Genomic DNA, 21,100 nt, shown 5'->3' on the forward strand with positions numbered 1-21,100 from the left:
ATGCAGCAACAGCACGCAACTTAATCGATTCAGTCGCATGGCGAACCTTTACCCGCAAATCAGCGTCCGAGTGTAGGTATTCTTGCTTACCGCTCCCCGCGAGGTCCTCGTTTGAAAGCCGCCATCATCAAAAAGTATCGCCTGATCATCAAGACCATGGGTTATGTGGGTTGGGCGCTGTTCTGGCTATTGTTGTGGGATGTCGCCGTCACGGTGGACTTCATGCTGTTCCTGACCTCCAAGCTCAATTTACCGCTGATGCCCCTGACGCTGCTGGGTTCGGCGCTGGTGGTGCTGATCAGTTTTCGTAACAGCAGCGCCTATAACCGCTGGTGGGAAGCCCGAACCCTGTGGGGCGCGATGGTGAATAACTCGCGCAGTTTTGCGCGCCAGGTGCTGACGCTGCTGGATGACCCGGACGGCGAGGCGCACCCGATCAAAGCCACCCTGCTGCGCCGCCATGTGGCCTACGTAAACTGCCTGGCCGCGCAACTACGACGCAAGCCGTGCCCGGACGAGGTGCGCGCGTTTATCCCGGCCGAAGAATTTGCCCGCAATGGCACCACCAATAACTTCGCTAACGACATTCTCACCGGCTCCGCGACCCTGCTGGCCAAGGAATACAAGGCCGGGCATTTGGACAGCATTCGCCTGGCGCGGATCGAATCCACTCTGGTGGACTTGTCCAACTCGCAGGGCGGCATGGAACGCATCGCCAACACGCCGCTGCCCTACCCTTACGTGTATTTCCCGCGGCTGTTTATTTCGTTGTTCTGCCTGATCGTACCGGTCGGCCTGGTGGAGTCGCTGGGTTGGTTTACGCCGCTGGCGTCAACGGTGGTGGGCTTTATGCTGCTGGCGATTGAACGCATCGGCACTGACCTGCAAAGCCCGTTTCACTCCAGCGAACACCAGATCCAGATGGAAAGCATCTGCGAAACCATCGAGAAAAACCTGCAGTCGATGCAGCGCGATGCGTTGGGCAGCGACCGCATCGGCTAACCACCCGCCTTACTGCATCCTCCCGCCTCAAGTGCCTGCTGCCCCGGTCGATATACCGGGGTAAGCATGGACCGCTTCACCCAAAAAACACATGCGCCGCTCCCTCCAACCGTTTCCCCTTGCCATAACTATAAATACCTGCGGGAGAAGTAATGAATATCAAGCAAAAGCTGACGTGGGCGTTTGCGGCTGTCGCGTGCCTGCCGGTTATTCTGGTGGCCGTGCTGGTTGTGTTGAACCTGCGTGCGGGGGCCATGGCCAACTTCCTCGACAGCAGTGGCCGCGAGATCCGCCAGATCGACAATGGCATGCAGCAGTTCTTCGACGGCATCAGCCAGAACGTCGACTACGTGGCCAAAGACCCGCGCATTATCGCGGCCAAAGACCTGAAGAGTTACGCCGGTGCCGACGCCGCGCAAATTGCGCTTACGCCGACCAATAAAGAGCTGCTGGAGATGTTCGACCAGTTCGCCAAGACCCACCCCAGCACCGCTTACCTGTCTTTGGGGTTGAAAGACGGCGGCTACGCCAGTTGGCCTGACGACACCAAACTCAACAACTACGACCCGCGCGTACGCCCCTGGTACCAGGCCGCTCTGGCCGCGCCCGGCACCACCGTACGCACCGGCGCCTACTACTGGGCACCGGACGATGTGTCACTGATCGGCACCGTGCACACCGTCGCCGACGCCACCGGCAACATACTGGGCGTGGTTGGCCTGGACGTATCGCTTAAACAACTCACCGAATTGGTGCGCAACATCAAGCTCGGCGAGAGCGGCTACCTGATGCTGGTGGAAGCCAACGGCAACGTGCTGGTGGACCCCAGCGATGCCAAGCACAACTTCAAGCCCCTGGCCGACCTGGGCGCGCATTACGCCGAGCTGGCCAAGCGTGGCGACGGCGTCACTCAGGTCGACATCAATGGCGTGACCTACATGGCCAACGTGGTCAGTTCCAAGGGCTTGGGCTGGCGCTTTATCGGCTTGATCAAGCGCGATGAAGTGATGGCGCAAGCCTCAAGCCTCACTTGGCTGATTGCCGCCATCGCGGCGGTTCTGGCGGTGATCTTTGCACTCGTCGGCGCAAGCTTCGCCCGCGTCATCGTGCGTCCAATTCGCGGGGTCGCCGAGGGTTTGCAAGAGATTGCCGAAGGCGAAGGCGACCTGACCCGCCAGCTCAAGGTCGAGGGCAAGGATGAAACCGCCAGCCTGGCGGGCTGGTTCAACCAGTTCCTGAGCATGATCGCGCAGTTGGTGCAGCGCATCGGCAACGCCTCTACCGACCTGCAAGCGGCCGCCGCCGATACGCGCGACGTCGCGCACAACATGAACCAGGCCGCCGGGCGCCAGCGTGAAGCGGTGGAACTGGTGAGCACCGCCTTCAACGAAATGCTCGCCACCGCCAACGAAGTGGCCCGCTCGTGCAGCGCCGCCGCGTCGAGTGCCGACGCAGGCTATCGCGATGTGCACGACGGCCAAGCGCACATCGGCGAAGCCACCGGCAGCGTGCTCAAACTCAGCGAAGACCTGCAAAAGTCGACGCAGACCATGCAGTTGCTGGAGCAGGACAGCAAGAACATCAACACCATCCTCGACACCATCCGCTCGATCGCCGAGCAGACCAACCTGCTGGCCCTCAACGCCGCTATCGAGGCCGCCCGTGCGGGTGACCAGGGCCGTGGTTTTGCCGTAGTTGCCGACGAAGTCCGCGCCCTGGCCCGGCGCACCGCCGACTCCACCGGAGAGATCGACAGCCTACTCGGCAACCTCGCCCGCCGCACGCAAGACGTCACCCAACAGATGCAGGCCAGCCTGACGGTGTCGCACACCAGCGTGGAACGTATCCAGCAGGCCCGCGACAGTTTCGACAAGATTCGCGGCTCGGTGGATTCGATTCGTGACCAGAACACCCAGATCGCCACGGCCGCCGAGGAGCAACACCAGGTGGCTGAAGAGATCAACCGGCACATCGCGCAGATTCATGCCGACGCGCAGTTGATTGAAGGCTTTGCCCACTCGGCGCAGACCGGGTCTGGCCGCTTGACGGATATTTCCGGCCAACTCAACGGCTTGGTGGGGCGCTTCAAGTACTGACGCGTCGGTGAGGCGGTGAGCATTCACCGCCTCACTGGGCTTGAAGACGCGGGTCTTGAGCACGTCGAACGCAGTGCATCATCGCCGCAAGCGTAAAAGACTGTTGCAGGACGGAATGTACTAACTGGTTACTTATGTTGCTAAAATCGCGTCTTTGCCCTCTCACCTTCGAGTCCTGTCGACATGAAAAGAGCATCGCGCGCCGCTGGCGCCTCAAAATATCTGCTGCTGGGGCTGGGCGTCATCATCGCCCTGCTCGGCCTCGCGCTGGCCATTGGCGGCGGCAAACTGGTCAGCCTGGGAGGCTCGTGGTACTTCCTGATCGGCGGTGCGGCGATGGCCGTCTCCGGCCTGTTGATCGCCCGACGCAACCCGGCGGGTGCGTGGCTGTTCGCGGCGTTCCTGGTCGGTACGGCGATTTGGGCGGTGGCAGACGTGGGCCTGGTGTTCTGGCCGTTGTTCTCGCGGCTGTTCATGTTCGCGGCCATCGGCGTGGTGGTTGCGCTGGTGTATCCGCTGCTGGCCGGCAAACCTGCGCGCGGGGCCTATGGCGTTGCCGCCGTGTTGGCGGTGGGCGTGGTGGTGGCGGCCGGCAACATGTTCGTCGCGCACCCAAGTGTGGCACCGACCGGCGCTGGCCCAGGCGTAACGCCGGTGGCCCCGGCCGATGCACAAAAAGACTGGGCGCACTACGGCAACACCGAAGGTGGCAGCCGTTTCGCCGCACTCGACCAGATCAATCGTGACACCGTTGATAAACTTAAAGTGGCGTGGACCTACCACACCGGCGACGTGGCTATCAGCGACGGCAACGGCGCGGAAGACCAGCTGACGCCGCTGCAAATCGGCAACAAGGTGTTCATCTGCACGCCGCATAACAACCTGATCGCGCTGGACGCCGACACCGGCAAAGAGCTGTGGAAGAACGAGGTCAACGCCAAGTCGGCGGTATGGCAACGCTGCCGGGGCATGGCGTATTTCGACGCGACCGCGCCGCTCGCCCAACCGAGCCAACCGAACAGCTCGCCGATCATTGCCGCCAGTGTGGCCGCCGGTGCGCAATGCCAGCGCCGCTTGCTGACCAACACAATTGACGCGCGCCTGATCGCAGTGGATGCCGACACCGGCAAATTCTGTGAAGACTTCGGCACCCACGGCCAAGTGGATTTGAAAGCCGGCTTGGGTAACGTGCCGGACAGCTACTACCAACTGTCCTCGGCGCCGCTGATCGCCGGCACTACCGTGGTGGTTGGCGGCCGCGTGGCCGACAACGTGCAAACCGACATGCCGGGCGGCGTGATTCGTGGTTTCGACGTGATCAGCGGGCAAATGCGCTGGGCCTTCGACCCGGGCAACCCTGAAGACAAGCAAGCCCCGAGCGGCGACAAGACCTACGTGCGCAGCACCCCAAACAGCTGGGCGCCGATGTCGTATGACCCGCTGATGAACACCGTCTTCCTGCCGATGGGCAGCTCGTCCACCGACATCTACGGCGTGGAACGCACCCAGCTCAATCATAAATACGGTGCCTCCGTGCTGGCGCTGGACGCCTCCACCGGCGCTGAAAAGTGGGTATACCAGACCGTCCACAATGACCTGTGGGACTTCGACCTGCCGATGCAGCCGAGCCTGATCGATTTCACCCCGCCAGGCGCCGACAAGCCTGTACCTGCGCTGGTGATCGGCACCAAAGCCGGGCAGATTTACGTGCTCGACCGCGCCACCGGCAAGCCGTTGACCGAGGTTAAGGACGTACCGGTCAAGGCCGCGAACATCCCCAACGAACCCTACTCGCTGACGCAGCCAAAATCGGTGGGCATGCCGCAGATCGGCGCGCAAACCCTGACTGAATCAGACATGTGGGGCGCCACGCCGTACGACCAGTTGCTGTGCCGCATCGACTTCAAAGGCATGCGCTACGAAGGCCTGTACACGGCACCTGGCACCGATAAATCGCTGAGCTTCCCGGGCTCGTTGGGCGGCATGAACTGGGGCAGTATGTCCACCGACCCGGTGCATGGTTTTATCTTCGTCAACGACATGCGCCTGGGCCTGTGGATTCAGATGGTGCCGTCGCAGAACAAAGCCCTCGCCGCGTCCGGTGGTGAAGCGCTGAACACCGGCATGGGCGCCGTACCGCTCAAGGGCACGCCCTATGCGGTGAACAAAAACCGCTTCCTCTCGGTGGCCGGCATTCCGTGCCAGGCGCCGCCGTTCGGCACCCTCACCGCCATCGACATGAAGACCCAGAAAATCGCCTGGCAAGTGCCGGTCGGCACGGTGGAAGACACCGGCCCACTGGGGATTCGCATGCACTTGCCGATCAAGATCGGCCTGCCGACCCTCGGCGGCACCTTGTCGACCCAAGGCGGCCTGATCTTCATCGCCGGCACCCAAGACTTCTACCTGCGCGCCTTCAACAGCGGCAACGGTGATGAAGTCTGGAAAGCCCGCCTGCCGGTGGGCAGCCAAGGTGGCCCGATGACGTATGTGTCGCCGAAAACCGGCAAGCAGTACATCGTCATCACCGCCGGCGGCGCGCGCCAATCCACCGACCGCGGCGATTACGTGATCGCCTACGCCCTGCCCTGACCCCTGCTCGCGCGGTGCCACCCGGCACCGCGCTTTGCGTTTGCTACCAATGCGTTTGGAAAACCCCGCATGCACCCCACTTCTCACACCTCTATTGGGCGCCTGTTGCTGGGCCTGGCCTTGGGCGCTGCCCTGCCCGTACACGCCGACGACACCCGCCTGAGCGGCGACTGGGGCGGCCTGCGCCGCGAACTCGACGAGCAAGGCATCCGCTTTACCGGCGACTACAGCGGCGAGACCGCCTACAACGCCAACGGCGGCCAGCACCGCGCGGCGCGCTATTCGCAAAACCTCAAGCTCGGGGTGCAGTTCGACCTCGGCAAGCTCTACGGGTTTAACCATGGCGACCGCGTCCAACTGACGATTAACGACCGGCGCGGCAACAGCGCCTCCGAAGACCTGGTGGGCAACCGCCTGCCGATTCAGGAAAACTACGGCGGCCTCTACACGCGCCTCACCGAGCTGAGTTACGAGCGCACGCTGTTCACCGACGCGCTGAACCTCAAACTCGGCTACATGGCGATGGGCAATGACCTCGGCGGCCTCGACAGCGGCATCCTGTGCAACTTCATGAACGCCGGTTTCTGCGGGCACCCGCTGAACATGTCCGGTGGCAGCGGCTGGACCAACTACCCGAATGCGCGTTTGGGTGCACGGCTGAAATACGACCTTTCGCCGCAGTGGCAACTGCGCGTGGCCGCGTTCAATGTCGACCCGTCGAGCAACGGCAACGCCAGCCGTGCCTGGCACCTGACGCCCAAACACACCACCGGCACCGTGGTGCCCATCGAACTGGTCTACACACACGCGGGCACGCTGCCGGGTGAATACAAGCTGGGTTATTACTACGACAGCTCCGATGTAAAGCGCATCGGCAGCCACCAGGACGTCAGCGGGCGCAGCGGTCATTACCTGCTGATTGACCAGGCCGTGTGGGCTTCCAGCGCCACCGCCGGCCGGGTGCTGCACGCCTTCGGCCAATACTCGGGCGCAAGCCTGGCCGCCTCGCCCTTCAGCAAATGGTATGGCGCGGGCGTGGTGCTGTACGCGCCCTTCGAAGGTCGCCCGCGCGACACCGTCGCCCTCGGTTATGGCCGTGCGGTGCCGAACCCGCGCAGTCGTGAGGTGCAAGAGTTGGCGGCGCTCAACGCCGGGGCAGACTACCCAGACCTGAACAATGCCGAGCAACTGGTAGAACTCAGTTATGGCTATCAGGCTACGCCGTGGCTGACCTTGCGCCCGGATGTGCAATACATCATCGAGCCGGGGGCATTTTCAGGCATGAACATCGACAACGCGCTGGTGCTGGGTTTGCAGGTCAAGGCGGTGTTTTAAGCCGCCCCACGCTCTCAAGCAGAATGCACTCAACTGTGGGAGCGGGCTTGCTCGCGATGGCCTCAACTCGGCAGGCCTGATGGTCCGAGGTGCCTGCATCGCGAGCAAGCCCGCTCCCACAAAAAAGCAGAGCGCGGTTAACCCACGCTGGCGGCACTTTGCTGATACTCGCGCGGCGTGCAGCCGAACTCGCGCCGAAACACGGTATGCAGGTACTGCGCCGATTTGAAGCCACAGCGCGTGGCGATGTCGGCAATCGCCAGGGCATGGTTTTCCAGGCCCTTGGCGGCGGCCGCGAGTTTGAAGCGCAGGATTTCGTCGTGCACGCTGCAACCGCGCGCCTTGCGAAAATGCGATTCCAACGACGAGCGCGACACGCCGACATACGCCGCCACTTGCGCGGTCTTGATGCCCTGGCAGGCGTATTGGCGGATAAACAGCAAAGCCTGCATCACATAAGGGTTGCCCAAGGGTTGATGCACGCTGGACGCCTGAACATTGATCGCATCCGGCGGCACCAGTATCTGCGTGCCCGCGCAGGGTTTGCCGTGCAGCATCTGGTGCAGCAGCGCGGCGGCGGTGCGGCCCATGGTCTCGGTGCCCTGAATCACCGAACTGAGTGGCACGCGCGTAAGCGTGCGCGTCAGCGGGTCATTGTCGATGCCGATCAACGCGACTTCTTCCGGCACCGCGATGCCGGCCGTGAGGCAGGCTTGCAGCAGTTGCCGGGCGCGGGCGTCGGTGACGGCGATGATGCCGATGGGTTTGGGCAGGCTTTGCAGCCAGGCGATTTGCTGCTCGACCGCGCTGTCCCACAGCGGTGCGCTGGTGCCCAGGCCGCGATACACCTCAACGTACAGGCCATCGCGTTGCAGCAGTCGCCGAAAGGCTTTTTCGCGCTCCTGAGCCCAGCGGTTGGCTTGGGCTTCGGGCAGGCTGAAACAGGCAAAGCGCGTCAGGCCAGCTTCGATCAGGTGTTCGTAGGCCAGCTTCATCAACGCGTGGTTGTCGGTGGCCACGTAGGGAATGCCCTTGGGGTAGGCGCGCGCATCCTGATAAGAGCCGCCCACCGCCACCACCGGCAGCTTGATGTCGGCCAGCGCCTCGCCGATCAGCGGGTCGTCGAAGTCGGCAATGATACCGTCGCCCTGCCAGCGTTCGATACCTTTGAGGCGGCACAAAAAGTCTTCTTCCAGGAACAAGTCCCACGACACACGCGTGCTGCTGAGGTAATTGCCGATGCCGGTAATGATGCCACGGTCGTAGATTTTGCTGCCGTTGAACAACAGCGCGATACGGTGAACAGGCGGTAGGGTTTTCATTATTTTTATCCAGGGCCAGTGCTCACAGACTAGACCTGACTGTTCAAAATCGCACTACGTCTTGGTGATTTTCATAATCGCAAGCCCACGTGCCGTTGCTAGTATCGAGACACCGCCAAGAACAATAAGGAAAGCCCCATGCCGTATTTCCCCGGTGTCGAGAAGGTTCGCTTCGAAGGCCCCAGCAGCGACTCTCCCCTTGCCTTTCGCCATTACGACGCCAACAAAATTATCCTCGGCAAACCGATGCGCGAGCACCTGCGCATGGCCGCCTGTTATTGGCACACGTTTGTATGGCCGGGGGCGGACATGTTCGGCGTGGGCACCTTCAAGCGCCCGTGGCAGCGCAGCGGTGACCCGATGAAACTGGCGATCGGCAAGGCCGATGCGGCGTTCGAGTTTTTCTCCAAACTGGGCATCGACTACTACAGCTTTCACGACACCGACGTGGCCCCCGAGGGCCAGTCGATCAAGGAGTACCGCCACCATTTCGCGCAGATGGTCGACCACCTTGAGCGCCATCAGGAAACCACCGGCATTCGGCTGCTCTGGGGCACTGCCAATTGTTTCAGTAACCCGCGTTTTGCCGCCGGGGCGGCCAGTAACCCTGACCCTGAAGTATTTGCCTACGCCGCCGCGCAGGTGTTCAGCGCGATGAACGCGACCCAACGCCTCAAGGGCGCCAACTATGTGCTGTGGGGCGGCCGCGAAGGCTATGAAACCCTGCTTAATACCGACCTCAAACGCGAGCGCGAACAGCTCGGGCGGTTTATGCGCATGGTGGTGGAACACAAGCACAAGATCGGTTTTAAGGGCGACCTGTTGATCGAGCCCAAGCCTCAGGAGCCGACCAAGCATCAGTACGATTACGACAGCGCCACGGTGTTCGGCTTCCTGCATGAATACGGCCTGGAACACGAGATCAAGGTGAATATCGAGGCTAACCACGCGACCTTGGCCGGGCACAGTTTTCATCATGAGATTGCCACCGCGGTGTCGCTGGGAATTTTCGGCAGCATCGACGCCAACCGTGGCGACCCGCAGAACGGCTGGGACACTGACCAGTTCCCCAACAGCGTCGAGGAAATGACCCTCGCCACCTACGAAATCCTCAAGGCCGGTGGTTTCAAGAATGGCGGCTACAATTTCGATTCCAAGGTACGCCGCCAGAGCCTCGACGATGTTGACCTGTTCCACGGCCACGTCGCCGCCATGGACGTGCTCGCGCTGGCGCTGGAACGTGCCGCGGCGATGGTGCAGAACGACCGCCTGCAACAGTTCAAGGACCAGCGTTATGCCGGCTGGGACCAGCCGCTGGGCAAGGCGGTACTGGCCGGTGAGTTCAGCCTGGAGTCGCTGGCTGAACACGCGTTTGCGCACGCGCTGGACCCGCAGGCAGTGAGTGGCCGGCAGGAGATGCTCGAAGGCGTGGTGAACCAGTTTATCTACCGCTGAAAAGCGGGCTTACTGCAGTGAGCCGTCTTACTGTAATGAGCGGGCTGTTGTGGCGAGCAAGCCCGCTCGCCACAAAAAGCCAGCTCGCCACAGGTACAGCCTTAGCCTGGAGTTGTTACACAGTGTCTTTCCAACAACAATAAAAGGACGCACAACCATGAACTCGTTCAAACGCAGCTTGCTCGTCACTGCCCTGTCCCTGCTCGCGCTGCCGGTAATGGCGGATTCCGCGCACCCGAAAATCGGTTTTTCGATTGATGACCTGCGCCTCGAACGCTGGTCCCGTGACCGTGACTACTTTGTCGCCGCCGCCGAAAAACTCGACGCCAAGGTGTTCGTGCAATCGGCCGATGCCAACGAGCAGAAACAAATCTCGCAGATCGAAAACCTGATTTCACGCGGCGTCGACGTGATCGTCATCGTACCGTTCAACGCCACGGTGTTGACCAACGCCGTTACAGAAGCCAAGAAAGCCGGGATCAAAGTCGTGTCCTATGACCGCTTGATCCCGAATGCCGACATCGACGCGTACATCTCCTTCGATAACGAAAAAGTCGGCGAAATGCAGGCCAGCGGCGTGTTGCAAGCGGCGCCCAAAGGTAACTACTTCCTGCTCGGCGGCGCGCCCACCGACAACAACGCCAAAGTACTGCGCGAAGGCCAGATGAAAGTGCTGCAACCGGCCATCGACAAGGGCGATATCAAGATTGTCGGCCAGCAATGGGTCAAGGAATGGAACCCCACCGAAGCCCTGAGCATTGTCGAAAACGCGCTGACCCGGAACAACAACAAAATCGACGCCATTGTCGCCTCCAATGACGCTACCGCAGGCGGCGCTATCCAGGCCCTGGCCGCGCAGAAACTCGCGGGCAAAGTGCCGATCTCCGGCCAGGATGCCGACCTGGCCGCGATCAAGCGCGTGATCGATGGCACCCAGACCATGACCGTCTACAAGCCGCTCAAACTGATCGCCACCGAAGCCGCCAAACTCTCGGTGCAACTGGCCCGTAACGAGAAACCCGCCTACAGCTCGCAATACGACAACGGCAGCAAAAAAGTCGACACCATCTTGCTCACGCCGACACCGTTAACCAAAGCCAATATCGACCTGTTGGAGAAGGACGGCTTCTACACCAAAGAGCAGATTGGCGGGCAGTGACCGCCATGTCCGACTACCTGCTGCAAATGCACGGCATCGTCAAAACCTTTGGCGGTGTCAACGCGTTGGACGGCATCGACATCAAGGTGCGGCCGGGCGAATGCCTGGGCCTGTGCGGCGAGAACGGTGCCGGCAAATCGACCCTGATGAAGGTGCTGTCAGCGGTGTACCCGTACGGCACCTGGGACGGTGAAATTGTGTGGGACGGCCAGCCGCTGCGGGCCCAGTCCATCAGCGAAACCGAGGCCGCCGGCATCGTCATCATTCACCAGGAATTAACCCTGGTGCCCGACCTCTCGGTGGCCGAGAACATCTTTATGGGCCACGAGCTGACGCTGCCCGGCGGGCGCATGAACTACCCGGCGATGCTGCACCGCGCCGAGGCGCTGATGCGCGAACTCAAAGTGCCGGACATGAACGTTGCGCTGCCGGTGTCGCAATACGGCGGCGGCTATCAGCAACTGGTGGAAATCGCCAAGGCGCTCAACAAGCAAGCGCGCCTGTTGATTCTGGATGAACCCTCCTCGGCCCTGACCCGTTCGGAAATCGAGGTGCTGCTCAACATCATCCGCGACCTCAAAGCCAAAGGCGTGGCCTGTGTGTACATCTCGCACAAGCTCGATGAAGTGGCAGCGGTGTGCGACACCGTCGCAGTGATACGCGATGGCAAGCACATCGCAACCACCGCCATGGTGGACATGGACATCGCGCAGATCATCACGCAGATGGTCGGCCGCGAGATGAGCAACCTCTACCCCACCGAACCGCATGCTGTCGGCGAGGTGATTTTCGAAGCGCGCAACGTCACCTGCTTTGACGTCGACAACCCCGCGCGCAAACGCGTCGACGACATATCGTTTGTGCTCAGGCGCGGCGAAATCCTCGGCATTGCCGGGCTGGTGGGCGCCGGGCGCACGGAGCTGGTGTCGGCATTGTTCGGCGCCTACCCCGGCCGCTACAGCTGCGAGGTGTGGCTCGATGGCCAACTGATCGACACGCGCACGCCGCTTAAATCGATCCGCGCCGGGCTCTGCATGGTGCCCGAAGACCGCAAGCGCCAAGGCATCATCCCCGACTTCGGCGTGGGCCAGAACATCACCCTGGCCGTACTCGACACTTACGCGCACCTGAGCCGCATCGACGCCGAGGCTGAGCTGGGCAGCATCGACCAGCAAATCGCACGCCTGCACCTCAAAACCGCCAGCGCGTTTTTGCCGATCACCAGCTTGTCCGGCGGCAACCAGCAAAAGGCCGTACTGGCGAAAATGCTCATGGCCAAACCGCGCGTGCTGATCCTCGATGAACCCACGCGCGGCGTGGACGTGGGCGCCAAATACGAGATCTACAAACTGATGGGCGCACTGGCGGCCGAAGGCGTGTCGATCATCATGGTCTCTTCGGAGCTGGCCGAAGTGCTGGGCGTGTCCAACCGCGTGCTGGTGATCGGCGACGGCCAACTGCGCGGTGACTTCATCAACCAGGGGCTCACCCAGGAACAGGTACTCGCCGCCGCGCTCGGCCCTAACAATAACGATCGGAAGACCGCGTAGATGAATCAGGTCAAATACCTTTTTACCCGATACAAAATGCTCGCGCTGGTGATTGCCGTGGCGCTCATCTGGCTGTTTTTCAGTTGGCAGACCGAGGGCGGGTTCCTGACCCCGCGCAACCTGTCCAACCTGCTGCGGCAGATGTCGATCACCGGGATTCTGGCGTGCGGCATGGTGCTGGTGATTATCAGCGGCGAAATCGATTTATCGGTGGGCTCGTTGCTTGGCTTGCTCGGTGGCCTGGCGGCGATTCTGGACGTGGTGTATCACCTGCCGCTGCTGGCCAACCTCAGCCTGGTGGCGCTGTGTGGATTGATGATCGGCCTGGCCAACGGCTACATGACCGCCTACCTGCGCATCCCGTCGTTTATTGTCGGTTTGGGCGGCATGTTGGCGTTTCGCGGGATTCTGCTCGGCATCACCGGTGGCACCACCATCGCGCCGGTATCGCCGTCGCTGGTGTACGTGGGCCAAGGGTATTTGCCGCACAGCGTGGGCGCAGGGCTCGGGGTGCTGTTGTTCGCCTTGAGCGTGTATTTGACCTGGAAACAACGGCGCAACCGCGCGCTGCATGGCTTGGCCGCGCACTCACGGATGCGTGATTCGCTCCGTGTGGTGCTGATCGGCGCGGTGCTGGCCGGGTTTGTCACCACGCTCAACAGCTACGACGGCATCCCGGTGCCGGTGTTGCTGTTGCTGGTGCTGCTCGGCGTGTTCAGCTACGTCACCAGCCAAACCGTGTTCGGCCGCCGCGTGTACGCGGTGGGCAGCAATATGGAAGCCACGCGCTTGTCGGGCATCAACGTGCAAGCGGTGAAACTGTGGATATTCGGCATCATGGGCGTCATGTGCGCCTTCGCCGGCATGGTCAACACCGCACGCCTCGCTGCCGGCTCACCCTCGGCGGGCAATATGGGCGAACTCGACGCCATCGCCGCCTGCTTTATCGGCGGCACCTCCATGCGCGGCGGCTCGGGCACCGTGTACGGCGCATTGCTGGGGGCGCTGGTGATCACCAGCCTGGATAACGGCATGTCGATGCTCGACGTGGACAGTTACTGGCAGATGATCGTCAAGGGCAGCATTTTGGTGCTGGCGGTGTGGGTGGACGTGAGCACGCGCGCAGGAAGACGATGAAGCGGCAAGCGAGCTTTAAGCTGCAAGCCGCAAGCTGCAAGCTGCAAGCTAAAACCAGGCAGCTTGAAGCTTGGAGCTTGGAGCTTGCAACTGCCCCTAGCTTATTGGGTTAGCGCCACGTCGCGCATCGGCGGGATGTAGCCGTAGTCGTACGCTTCCTGCACAAATGAGCGGTCGCCCTTCAGTACAATCCTCACCGTTGGCGCTTCGGTACCGCCGATACGGAAGTCGTCGCCGGTGGTCGGCACGCTGTCGATAAACGAGGTGACCAAACCATTCGGCATCACGCAGTGCGAATAGGTTTGAAACGGCTGCGACGGCGGGTTGCCGAGCACCAGGCCGGAGGCATTCATCGGCGTATAAGGGCCGAACAGGTGATCGCCGACAAACCCATACACGCCGTCCGGGCCGGTCAAGCCGTCAGCGTAGGTAAACTTGTGGCTGATGGTGAACAGGTAATACTTGTTGTCTTGAAATACATAGTGCGGCCGTTCGGTTTGATCATTCACCCCGACGGCAGTCACCAACGGCGGCAGAATTTCCCACTCTTCGCCTGTCAGGTCCTTGGCAACCGCTATACCGATACAACCGATTTGGAAACGCGCACCGCCGACATCTTCGTAACCGGGCGGCACCAGGCCGAGTTCATCCGGGCCAATGGTGTGGCTGCCGCGTTCTCCGCCAACATTGCCCTCAAACACCATGTACAACTTGCCATCTTTCGGGTCGATAAAAGGGCTGGGGTCGCGGAAGTTCCACGTGGCGTTCTGCGCTTCGGTCTGGTAATAGGTGCCGTCCGCAGAAAATAAAGATTTAACCTGTGTAAAGCCTTGCAGTTCAACGCCGGTGTCCGACGTAACAACTTGGCCCCTGACTTTAGCAATAGTGGCACCCGGTGTGACGCACGTGTAATACAGGTCAATGTCGCCATTGTTATTCAGCAGAATCGGGGTGCCCGCCCATTCACGTGTGGTCGGCGAGACGCCTTCGGCCATCACCCGGCCGCCGAAGATCCAGTCTTTGCCGGTGCGCGAGTACCAATAGCAAATACGCGCATGGCCATGACGGTCTTCCCAGTCGCGCTTGATGTCATAGCGGCCATCGGCATTGATGAACTGCGGGTCATGCGGGCGGCGGTCTGCTGTAAGGGTAAAAATCACCGACCAGCCATTCACGGATACCACAGTGCCATCAAGTTCGCGCAAGGGCATGGTGTCCCAGATAAACACGCTGTCGCTCATAACGGGAAAGTCGGGGCTCACTAACGGCTGCGTAGTCGTCGGGTCATTTTCATTAACTTTAAGCGCATCAGCCCGTGTCCAGCGAGTGGGTGTGTAATTCGCATGTTTCATGTTGATGTCCTTTTACTGACGCTCAGGTAACAAGCGAAGATTAAATAGCACATGACAGCCGACAACTAAGTGGCGACTGAAAAGAATGAGTCACGGTGGACTCTGAAAGTGCAGAACAAGGTTTAACATGGAACATCGCCTACCGCAACATGAAGAAATATTTAAACTATAAAGGCCATCACTGTATTTATGTCCTTGATATAAAAATAATGGCACTTCACAACTAAGCAATTAAATAGAAAGTTAGCTAATCAAGTATCTCTTGCTGAACAATGGCTGAACAATGGCTGAACGATGGCAAAAGAGCGGCACGGCAGTCACTTAAACAGTTGATACGTCTCAGGCGATACATGGATTATCCGCCGCATCCAACCCGCCCCGCCCCCTCTTGGAGAGACCTGTGACGCGTCCCACGTTATTCACCTGCCTGAAATTGACGCCAGCCCTCATGCGCGTCGTTGCGCTGTGCGGGTCGCTGCTAATACCGATGCTCGCCCACGCCGACGATGTACCCGACGGTTTCGCCAAGGGCGTGACAGGCGGCGGTACAGTCGCGGCCGTGCACCCGGCCAGCCTGGACGAGTTGAAAAATTTGCTCTGTGCAAGCTATGACTACTTTGGCAACTGCACGGATGACACGCCACGCGTGATCGCCCTGGACCACGTCTATGATTTTCGCGGCAGTGTGCTGCACAACGGCAGCGCCCAAACCGTTGAAAGCGGCTGCATGGTCAATATCTGCAAAAAGGGCGGCGGGCAATGGGCTCTCAATGGCGCCAACAATTTTTGTCAGTCGCGGCCGCCCGTCCAAGTGACCTATGACAATGCGGGCCTGGAGCGTTTGAAGGTGGGGTCGAACAAAACCCTGATTGGCGAGGGCGACCAGGGCGGTATCCAGGGCATGGGCTTATACATCGGCGGTGGCGCGCACAACGTGATCGTGCGCAACCTGAGCCTTTCAGACATCAACGCACGTGTGGTGTGGGGTGGCGATGCGCTGACCATCGACGGGGCCGACGGCGTGTGGATTGACCACAATCGGTTCGCGCTGATCGGCCGACAGATGATCGTAACCGGCTGGGGCACCGCTGCCCACGTGACCATTTCCAACAACGAGTTCGATGGGCGCACCGATTATTCAGCGAGCTGCGACGGCCATCATTACTGGGTGTGGTTGTTTCTCGGGCATCACGACACCCTCACGGTGGCCCGAAACTACGTGCACGACACCTCTGGCCGTGGCCCCCATTCCGGGGGTATGGGCGAGGCAGAAATCTTCGCGCATGTGGTCAACAACGTTTTCAGCAACCTCACCTATCAGGGCGCGATCATGTCGCGAACTGACACCTCCCACCTGTTTGTAGAAGGCAACGTGTTCGACCATGTGGCCCATCCGCTATTCAATTACCCGGTGCAACCCGGCACAGCATTTGCGCCGTTCAGCCCACTATCGCCTTCAGTCAACAGCACCTGCCAGCGTATTATTGGCCGGCCCTGCGCAGCCAACCAGGCGCAGGTGAGCGGCAACGATTATCGACCGCAGGATAGCGCTGCGCTTGAAGCGTTTCAGCCCTACCTAGACTACCTCATCACCCCGCTGTCTGCAGATGTCGCAATGACGCTGGTGCCCAGCGAGGCGGGTGTCGGCAAAATCGGCAACGCCCCTCATCCCAATTAAGGATAATTTCGGATGCCGCACCCTCTACTGATTCTGTGCTTTGCCTGCTTTGCGAGCATTGCCCTGCCCGCCTCTGCCCAAGCCGGCAATTTTGGCGCTACCCAAACCGGCACGCGTGTGGTGGTGGATACCGGCGCGGCGCTGGTGTTCAGCGTCGACACCCGCAACGGCGACCTTGTGTCGCTGCGCTATCGCGGTGACGAGTTGCAAACCCGTGAGTCGAAAAACTCGCAAATCGCCTCCGGCCTCGGCACCGCACGCGTCGACGTGAAAACTGTCGGCGAGGTGATCGTGGTGAGCGCGCAGGCGGGCAATTTGATTCACTACTACATTGCGCGCAAAGGTCGCGACGCGGTCTACATGGCCACGTACGCGCCAACCTTGCTGCCGATCGGGGAGTTGCGTTTCGTCACGCGGCTCGACGTCAACAAGCTGCCCAAGGCGGCCTATGGCACCGACTCGAATGTGGGCAGGGCGATCGAAAGCGAGGATGTGTTTTTGTTAGCGGATGGTCGCACCAGTTCCAAGTTCTATTCGGCAAAACCCATGATTGACGACCCCCTTCACGGGGTCAGCGGGCCAACCGTTGCCGTGTACATGCTGATGGGTAACCGTGAGCTGAGTGCCGGCGGGCCGTTTTTCAAGGATATTGCCACGCAGAAAACCGCGACCACCCACGAACTGTACAACTACATGTTCTCCAACCACACCCAGACCGAGGCGTATCGCGGCGGCCTGCACGGCGTGTATGGCTTGCTGTTTACCGGCGGTGCGCAGCCGAGCGCCACGCTGAGCGACGTGAGCTTTGTGAATGACTCATTGGGGCTCAAGGGCTTTTTGGGCAGTGCCGGCCGAGGCTCTGTTTCAGCGCATGTGTCCGGTGTTGCCGCAGGCCAGCAAGCTTTGATCGGCTTGAGCAATGCGAACGCGCAGTATTGGGCGCGTGCCGACGCGCGAGGTGATGCGCAATTGACGGGGGTGCGCCCCGGTCAATACCGCACCACGCTGTACCAGAACGAGTTGGAGGTGGCGCGCGGTTCGGTTGACGTCAAGGCAGGCAATATCGCCAATACAACGTTGACCGCGCAGCCACCGACTGGCCGCGTAAAATGGCAGATCGGCGTGCCTGATGGCACCCCTGCGGGCTTTCTTAACGCCAGCCGACTTGCCTCGTCACACCCTTCAGACACACGAATGGCTCCGTGGGGGCCAATCACCTACACGGTGGGCACCAGCCCGCTCGGCGACTTCCCCGCAGTGCAGTGGCGTGACATCAACAGCCCAACGCGCATCGACTTTGTGCTCGGCGCCAATGAGCTTCAGGACTACCACCTGCGCGTGTACGTGACGCTTGCGCAAGCAGGCGGCCGCCCCGGCGTCAGCCTCAACCAACGCTGGAACGCGCCGGTGCCCGCAGCCTCCAACCAGCCCGACAGCCGAGGTATCACGCGCGGCACCTACCGCGGCAACAACACGCTGATCGACATACTCGTACCCAAGTCGGCCTTGCAAGCCGGGCGTAATACACTGGAAATTGGCGTCGCCTCCGGCAGCGCTGTTACCGGGTTCTTGAGCCCTGGTTTTGTGTACGACAGCGTGCAATGGGTGTCGCAGGCAGCGCAGTAAAAACCTGTGGGAGCGGGCTTGCTGCCATCGGGAGCAAGCCCCCTCCCACATTGGATTCGCAGCGTTTTACAAAGCGTCACTTGCTACAGACATCGCAAATCCGCGCACCGCTACGATTCCGGGAACACGCTTAAAACTGTGGGAGGGGGCTTGCAGCGTTTTTGCGATGTGTCACTCGGCCACAGACATCGCAAATCCGCGCACTGTTACGATTCCGGGAACACGCTTAAAACTGTGGGAGGGGGCTTGCTCCCGATGGCGGTATATCAGTCAATTAATGCGGCGACTGACACTCTGCCATCGGGAGCAAGCCCCCTCCCACATTGGATTTGCGGCGCTTCTGCAAAGTGTTAGCTGGCCACAGACATGGCGGATCTGCGCACCGCTCCGATTCCGGGAACACGCTTAAAACTGTGGGAGGGGGCTTGCTCCCGATGGCGGTGTATCAGTCAGTTAATGCGGCGACTGACACACTGCCATCGGGAGCAAGCCCCCTCCCACCTTGATGCGGTGAGTGGCATTTAGACATGGTTTGTAAAGGGCCAGCAGTCCATGTCTCTGTTAATTGCAGGACGTTTCCTAGACAATCCCTGCCGCCTTGTGCCTGCTGGAATCGGTGGCTAGTCTGCGATCCGTCACTGCTTATCAGTGACCGGGTTTAGTCGCCCGACCTTTTCAACGCGTGCATGGCCCTCCATGAGATTTTATGGTGGCTGTGCGCAGGGCACCTTCGGGTGCGCCGGATTTCCCGCGTTGACCGGTCGACTAACCTGCGTACAGCCGCCACCTATTCGTTTAGTCGCGACGGGTGCTGGCTCCTTCATTCGACCGGAGTTACAGCATGAACAAAGCCGTCCCCGACCCACCGCTCAATCCTTCCAAAGAGCGCGCCGCATTCAACCGCGCCATTGATCATTACCTGCCGACCCACACGGCTCAAATCGATGACTTGAGCTTCGAAGACGCCCTGCTCTACACCGCCAGTTTGCTGCACAGCGCTTCGGCCACGGCGCTCAATTGCGGTGAACCACTGGCGAGTCCCGAGCGGGCGAAAATTCTGGCAGTGTGGCACCTGCTGGAAATGGCCAAGACCACAGTGGATCGCGCCATCGACTGCCTGAAGCCACAGAAGGTATCGGCCTAAACGCAGTCAAAACTGTGGGAGGGGGCTTGCTCCCGATGGCGGTGTATCAGTCAATTAATGCGGTGATTGACACTCTGCCATCGGGAGCAAGCCCCCTCCCACATTGGATTCGCAGCGTTTTTGCAAAGTGTTAGTTGGCCACAGACAGGGCAAATCCACGCACTGTTACGATTCCGGGAACACGCTTAAAACTGGGGAGGGGGCTTGCTCTCGATGGCGGTGTATCAGCCAATTAATGCGGTGACTGACACACTGCTATCGGGAGCAAGCCCCCTCCCACATTGGATTTGCAGCGTTTTTGCGATGTGTCACTCGGCCACATACAGGGCGAATCCGCGCACCGCTACGATTCCGGGAACACGCTTAAAACTGTGGGAGGGGGCTTGCTCCCGATGGCGGTGTATCAGTCGATTAATGCGGTGACTGACACACTGCTATCGGGAGCAAGCCCCTTCCCATCTTGATGCGGTGAGTGGCATTTAGACATGGTTTGTAAAGGGCCAGCAGTCCATGTCTCTGTTAATTGCAGGACGTTTCCTAGACAATCCCTGCCGCCTTGTGCCTGCTGAAATCGATGGCTAGTCTGCGATCCGTCACTGCTTATCAGTGACCGGGTTTAGTCGCCCGGATTCAGAACAGGCGCACGGCTTCATGATGTTTATGGTGGCTGTGCGCAGGGCGCCTTCGGGCGCGCCGGGTTCCTGTTCTGACCGGTCGACTAACCTGCGTACAGCCGCCACCCATGGTTTAGTCGCCAAGCGTGCTGGCTCCTTGATTCAGACAGGAGCTCCAAGATGAACAAAGCCGTCCCCGACCCACCGCTCAATCCTTCCAAAGACCGCGCCGCCTTCAACCGCGCCATTGATCATTACCTGCCGACCCACACGGCTCAAATCGATGACTTGAGCTTCGAAGACGCCCTGCTCTACACCGCCAGTTTGCTGCACAGCGCTTCGGCCACGGCGCTCAATTGCGGTGAACCACTGGCGAGTCCCGAGCGGGCGAAAATTCTGGCAGTGTGGCACCTGCTGGAAATGGCCAAGACCACAGTGGATCGCGCCATCGACTGCCTGAAGCCACAGAAGGTATCGGCCTAAACGCAGTCAAAACTGTGGGAGGGGGGCTTGCTCCCGATGCCGGTGTATCAGTCAATTAATGCGGTGACTGACACACTGCCATCGGGAGCAAGCCCCCTCCCACATTGGATTTGCGGCGTTTTTGCGATGTGTTAGTCGGCGACAGACATGGCGAATCCGCGCACGGCTACGATTCCGGGAACACGCTTAAAACTGTGGGAGGGGGCTTGCTCCCGATGGCGGTGTATCAGTCGATTAATGCGGTGACTGACACACTGCTATCGGGAGCAAGCCCCCTCCCACATTAGAATTGCGGCGTTTTTGCGATGTGTCACTCGGCCACAGACAGGGCGAATCCGCGCACGGCTACGATTCCGGGAACACGCTTAAAACTGTGGGAGGGGGCTTGCTCCCGATGGCGGTGTATCAGCCAATTAATGCTGTGACTGACACACTGCTATCGGGACCAAGCCCCCTCCCACATTGGAGTTGCGGCGTTTTTGCAATGTGTTAGCTGGCCACAGACAGGGCGAATCCGCGCACGGCTACGATTCCGGGAACACGCTTAAAACTGTG

13 protein-coding genes and 2 pseudogenes are annotated in these 21,100 nt (G+C 60.5%); 13 read left to right on the forward strand and 2 right to left on the reverse strand.

Annotation, left to right across the window (positions count from 1 at the left end; genetic code table 11):
• Window positions 1-111: 111 nt before the first annotated feature.
• From AO240_RS22720 to AO240_RS22735, 5 genes and pseudogenes are all read left to right on the forward strand, one after another.
• On the forward strand, window positions 112-1,002 hold the full coding sequence (locus AO240_RS22720) for a bestrophin family protein (protein ID WP_099239422.1): 891 nt from the start codon (window positions 112-114) through the stop codon (window positions 1,000-1,002).
• Window positions 1,003-1,256: 254 nt separating this feature from the next.
• A pseudogene (locus AO240_RS29415) lies at window positions 1,257-2,234 on the forward strand (cache domain-containing protein); the annotation flags it as partial.
• 327 nt (window positions 2,235-2,561) lie between these two features.
• Window positions 2,562-3,098 (forward strand): annotated as a pseudogene (locus AO240_RS29420) (methyl-accepting chemotaxis protein); the annotation flags it as partial.
• 183 nt (window positions 3,099-3,281) lie between these two features.
• Window positions 3,282-5,690 carry a glucose/quinate/shikimate family membrane-bound PQQ-dependent dehydrogenase gene (locus tag AO240_RS22730; RefSeq protein WP_099239427.1) on the forward strand — a complete coding sequence of 803 codons (2,409 nt, stop codon included), beginning with the start codon at window positions 3,282-3,284 and terminating at the stop codon, window positions 5,688-5,690.
• 69 nt (window positions 5,691-5,759) lie between these two features.
• Window positions 5,760-7,025 (forward strand): carbohydrate porin, encoded by a 1,266-nt coding sequence (locus tag AO240_RS22735; protein ID WP_099239429.1) that lies wholly within the window; start codon window positions 5,760-5,762, stop codon window positions 7,023-7,025.
• A gap of 137 nt (window positions 7,026-7,162) precedes the next feature.
• On the opposite strand, the gene AO240_RS22740 is transcribed toward AO240_RS22735, so the two are convergent.
• The gene (locus AO240_RS22740; protein WP_099239431.1) at window positions 7,163-8,347 is read right to left on the reverse strand and encodes a XylR family transcriptional regulator; all 1,185 of its coding nucleotides are present in this window, start codon (window positions 8,345-8,347) and stop codon (window positions 7,163-7,165) included.
• A gap of 138 nt (window positions 8,348-8,485) precedes the next feature.
• Between AO240_RS22740 and xylA the strand changes: the two genes are divergently transcribed.
• The 4 genes from xylA to AO240_RS22760 all read left to right on the forward strand — a co-directional run bounded on the left by xylA (window position 8,486) and on the right by AO240_RS22760 (window position 13,648).
• Entirely contained in the window at window positions 8,486-9,802 is a 1,317-nt protein-coding gene (gene xylA, locus AO240_RS22745) for a xylose isomerase (RefSeq protein ID WP_099239433.1), read from the forward strand.
• A gap of 157 nt (window positions 9,803-9,959) precedes the next feature.
• Window positions 9,960-10,961, forward strand: coding sequence for a D-xylose ABC transporter substrate-binding protein (gene xylF / locus AO240_RS22750; RefSeq protein ID WP_099239435.1), 1,002 nt, complete (start codon window positions 9,960-9,962; stop codon window positions 10,959-10,961).
• 5 nt (window positions 10,962-10,966) lie between these two features.
• Window positions 10,967-12,511, forward strand: coding sequence for a D-xylose ABC transporter ATP-binding protein (xylG, locus tag AO240_RS22755; protein WP_177445857.1), 1,545 nt, complete (start codon window positions 10,967-10,969; stop codon window positions 12,509-12,511).
• On the forward strand, window positions 12,512-13,648 hold the full coding sequence (locus AO240_RS22760; RefSeq protein ID WP_099239439.1) for a sugar ABC transporter permease: 1,137 nt from the start codon (window positions 12,512-12,514) through the stop codon (window positions 13,646-13,648).
• A gap of 101 nt (window positions 13,649-13,749) precedes the next feature.
• Here AO240_RS22760 and AO240_RS22765 read toward each other — a convergent pair whose 3' ends face one another.
• Complete coding sequence (locus tag AO240_RS22765; RefSeq protein ID WP_099239441.1) at window positions 13,750-15,000, reverse strand: glycoside hydrolase family 68 protein; 1,251 nt, start codon at window positions 14,998-15,000, stop codon at window positions 13,750-13,752.
• A 448-nt stretch (window positions 15,001-15,448) separates the two neighbouring features.
• Between AO240_RS22765 and AO240_RS22770 the strand changes: the two genes are divergently transcribed.
• The 4 genes from AO240_RS22770 to AO240_RS22785 all read left to right on the forward strand — a co-directional run bounded on the left by AO240_RS22770 (window position 15,449) and on the right by AO240_RS22785 (window position 20,545).
• Complete coding sequence (locus tag AO240_RS22770; protein ID WP_099239443.1) at window positions 15,449-16,678, forward strand: pectate lyase; 1,230 nt, start codon at window positions 15,449-15,451, stop codon at window positions 16,676-16,678.
• Between the two features lie 12 nt (window positions 16,679-16,690).
• Window positions 16,691-18,304 (forward strand): rhamnogalacturonan lyase B N-terminal domain-containing protein, encoded by a 1,614-nt coding sequence (locus AO240_RS22775; protein WP_099239445.1) that lies wholly within the window; start codon window positions 16,691-16,693, stop codon window positions 18,302-18,304.
• Window positions 18,305-19,145: 841 nt separating this feature from the next.
• A complete protein-coding gene (locus tag AO240_RS22780) occupies window positions 19,146-19,448 on the forward strand; it encodes a DUF6124 family protein (RefSeq protein WP_099239447.1) in 303 nt (100 codons plus the stop codon).
• 794 nt (window positions 19,449-20,242) lie between these two features.
• On the forward strand, window positions 20,243-20,545 hold the full coding sequence (locus tag AO240_RS22785; RefSeq protein WP_058413259.1) for a DUF6124 family protein: 303 nt from the start codon (window positions 20,243-20,245) through the stop codon (window positions 20,543-20,545).
• Window positions 20,546-21,100: the final 555 nt, after the last annotated feature.

The sequence above is a fragment of the Pseudomonas sp. ICMP 460 genome, assembly GCF_002723595.1.
In the GTDB taxonomy this organism is placed as follows: domain Bacteria; phylum Pseudomonadota; class Gammaproteobacteria; order Pseudomonadales; family Pseudomonadaceae; genus Aquipseudomonas; species Aquipseudomonas kitaguniensis.

Excerpts from the sequence above, each read along its gene's own strand:
- AO240_RS22730 (WP_099239427.1), top strand. The coding sequence starts at position 3,282 with ATGAAAAGAGCATCGCGCGCCGCTGGCGCCTCAAAATATCTGCTGCTG.
- AO240_RS22735 (WP_099239429.1), top strand. The coding sequence starts at position 5,760 with ATGCACCCCACTTCTCACACCTCTATTGGGCGCCTGTTGCTGGGCCTG.
- AO240_RS22740 (WP_099239431.1), bottom strand. The coding sequence starts at position 8,347 with ATGAAAACCCTACCGCCTGTTCACCGTATCGCGCTGTTGTTCAACGGC.
- xylA (WP_099239433.1), top strand. The coding sequence starts at position 8,486 with ATGCCGTATTTCCCCGGTGTCGAGAAGGTTCGCTTCGAAGGCCCCAGC.
- xylF (WP_099239435.1), top strand. The coding sequence starts at position 9,960 with ATGAACTCGTTCAAACGCAGCTTGCTCGTCACTGCCCTGTCCCTGCTC.
- xylG (WP_177445857.1), top strand. The coding sequence starts at position 10,967 with ATGTCCGACTACCTGCTGCAAATGCACGGCATCGTCAAAACCTTTGGC.
- AO240_RS22760 (WP_099239439.1), top strand. The coding sequence starts at position 12,512 with ATGAATCAGGTCAAATACCTTTTTACCCGATACAAAATGCTCGCGCTG.
- AO240_RS22765 (WP_099239441.1), bottom strand. The coding sequence starts at position 15,000 with ATGAAACATGCGAATTACACACCCACTCGCTGGACACGGGCTGATGCG.
- AO240_RS22770 (WP_099239443.1), top strand. The coding sequence starts at position 15,449 with ATGCGCGTCGTTGCGCTGTGCGGGTCGCTGCTAATACCGATGCTCGCC.
- AO240_RS22775 (WP_099239445.1), top strand. The coding sequence starts at position 16,691 with ATGCCGCACCCTCTACTGATTCTGTGCTTTGCCTGCTTTGCGAGCATT.
- AO240_RS22780 (WP_099239447.1), top strand. The coding sequence starts at position 19,146 with ATGAACAAAGCCGTCCCCGACCCACCGCTCAATCCTTCCAAAGAGCGC.
- AO240_RS22785 (WP_058413259.1), top strand. The coding sequence starts at position 20,243 with ATGAACAAAGCCGTCCCCGACCCACCGCTCAATCCTTCCAAAGACCGC.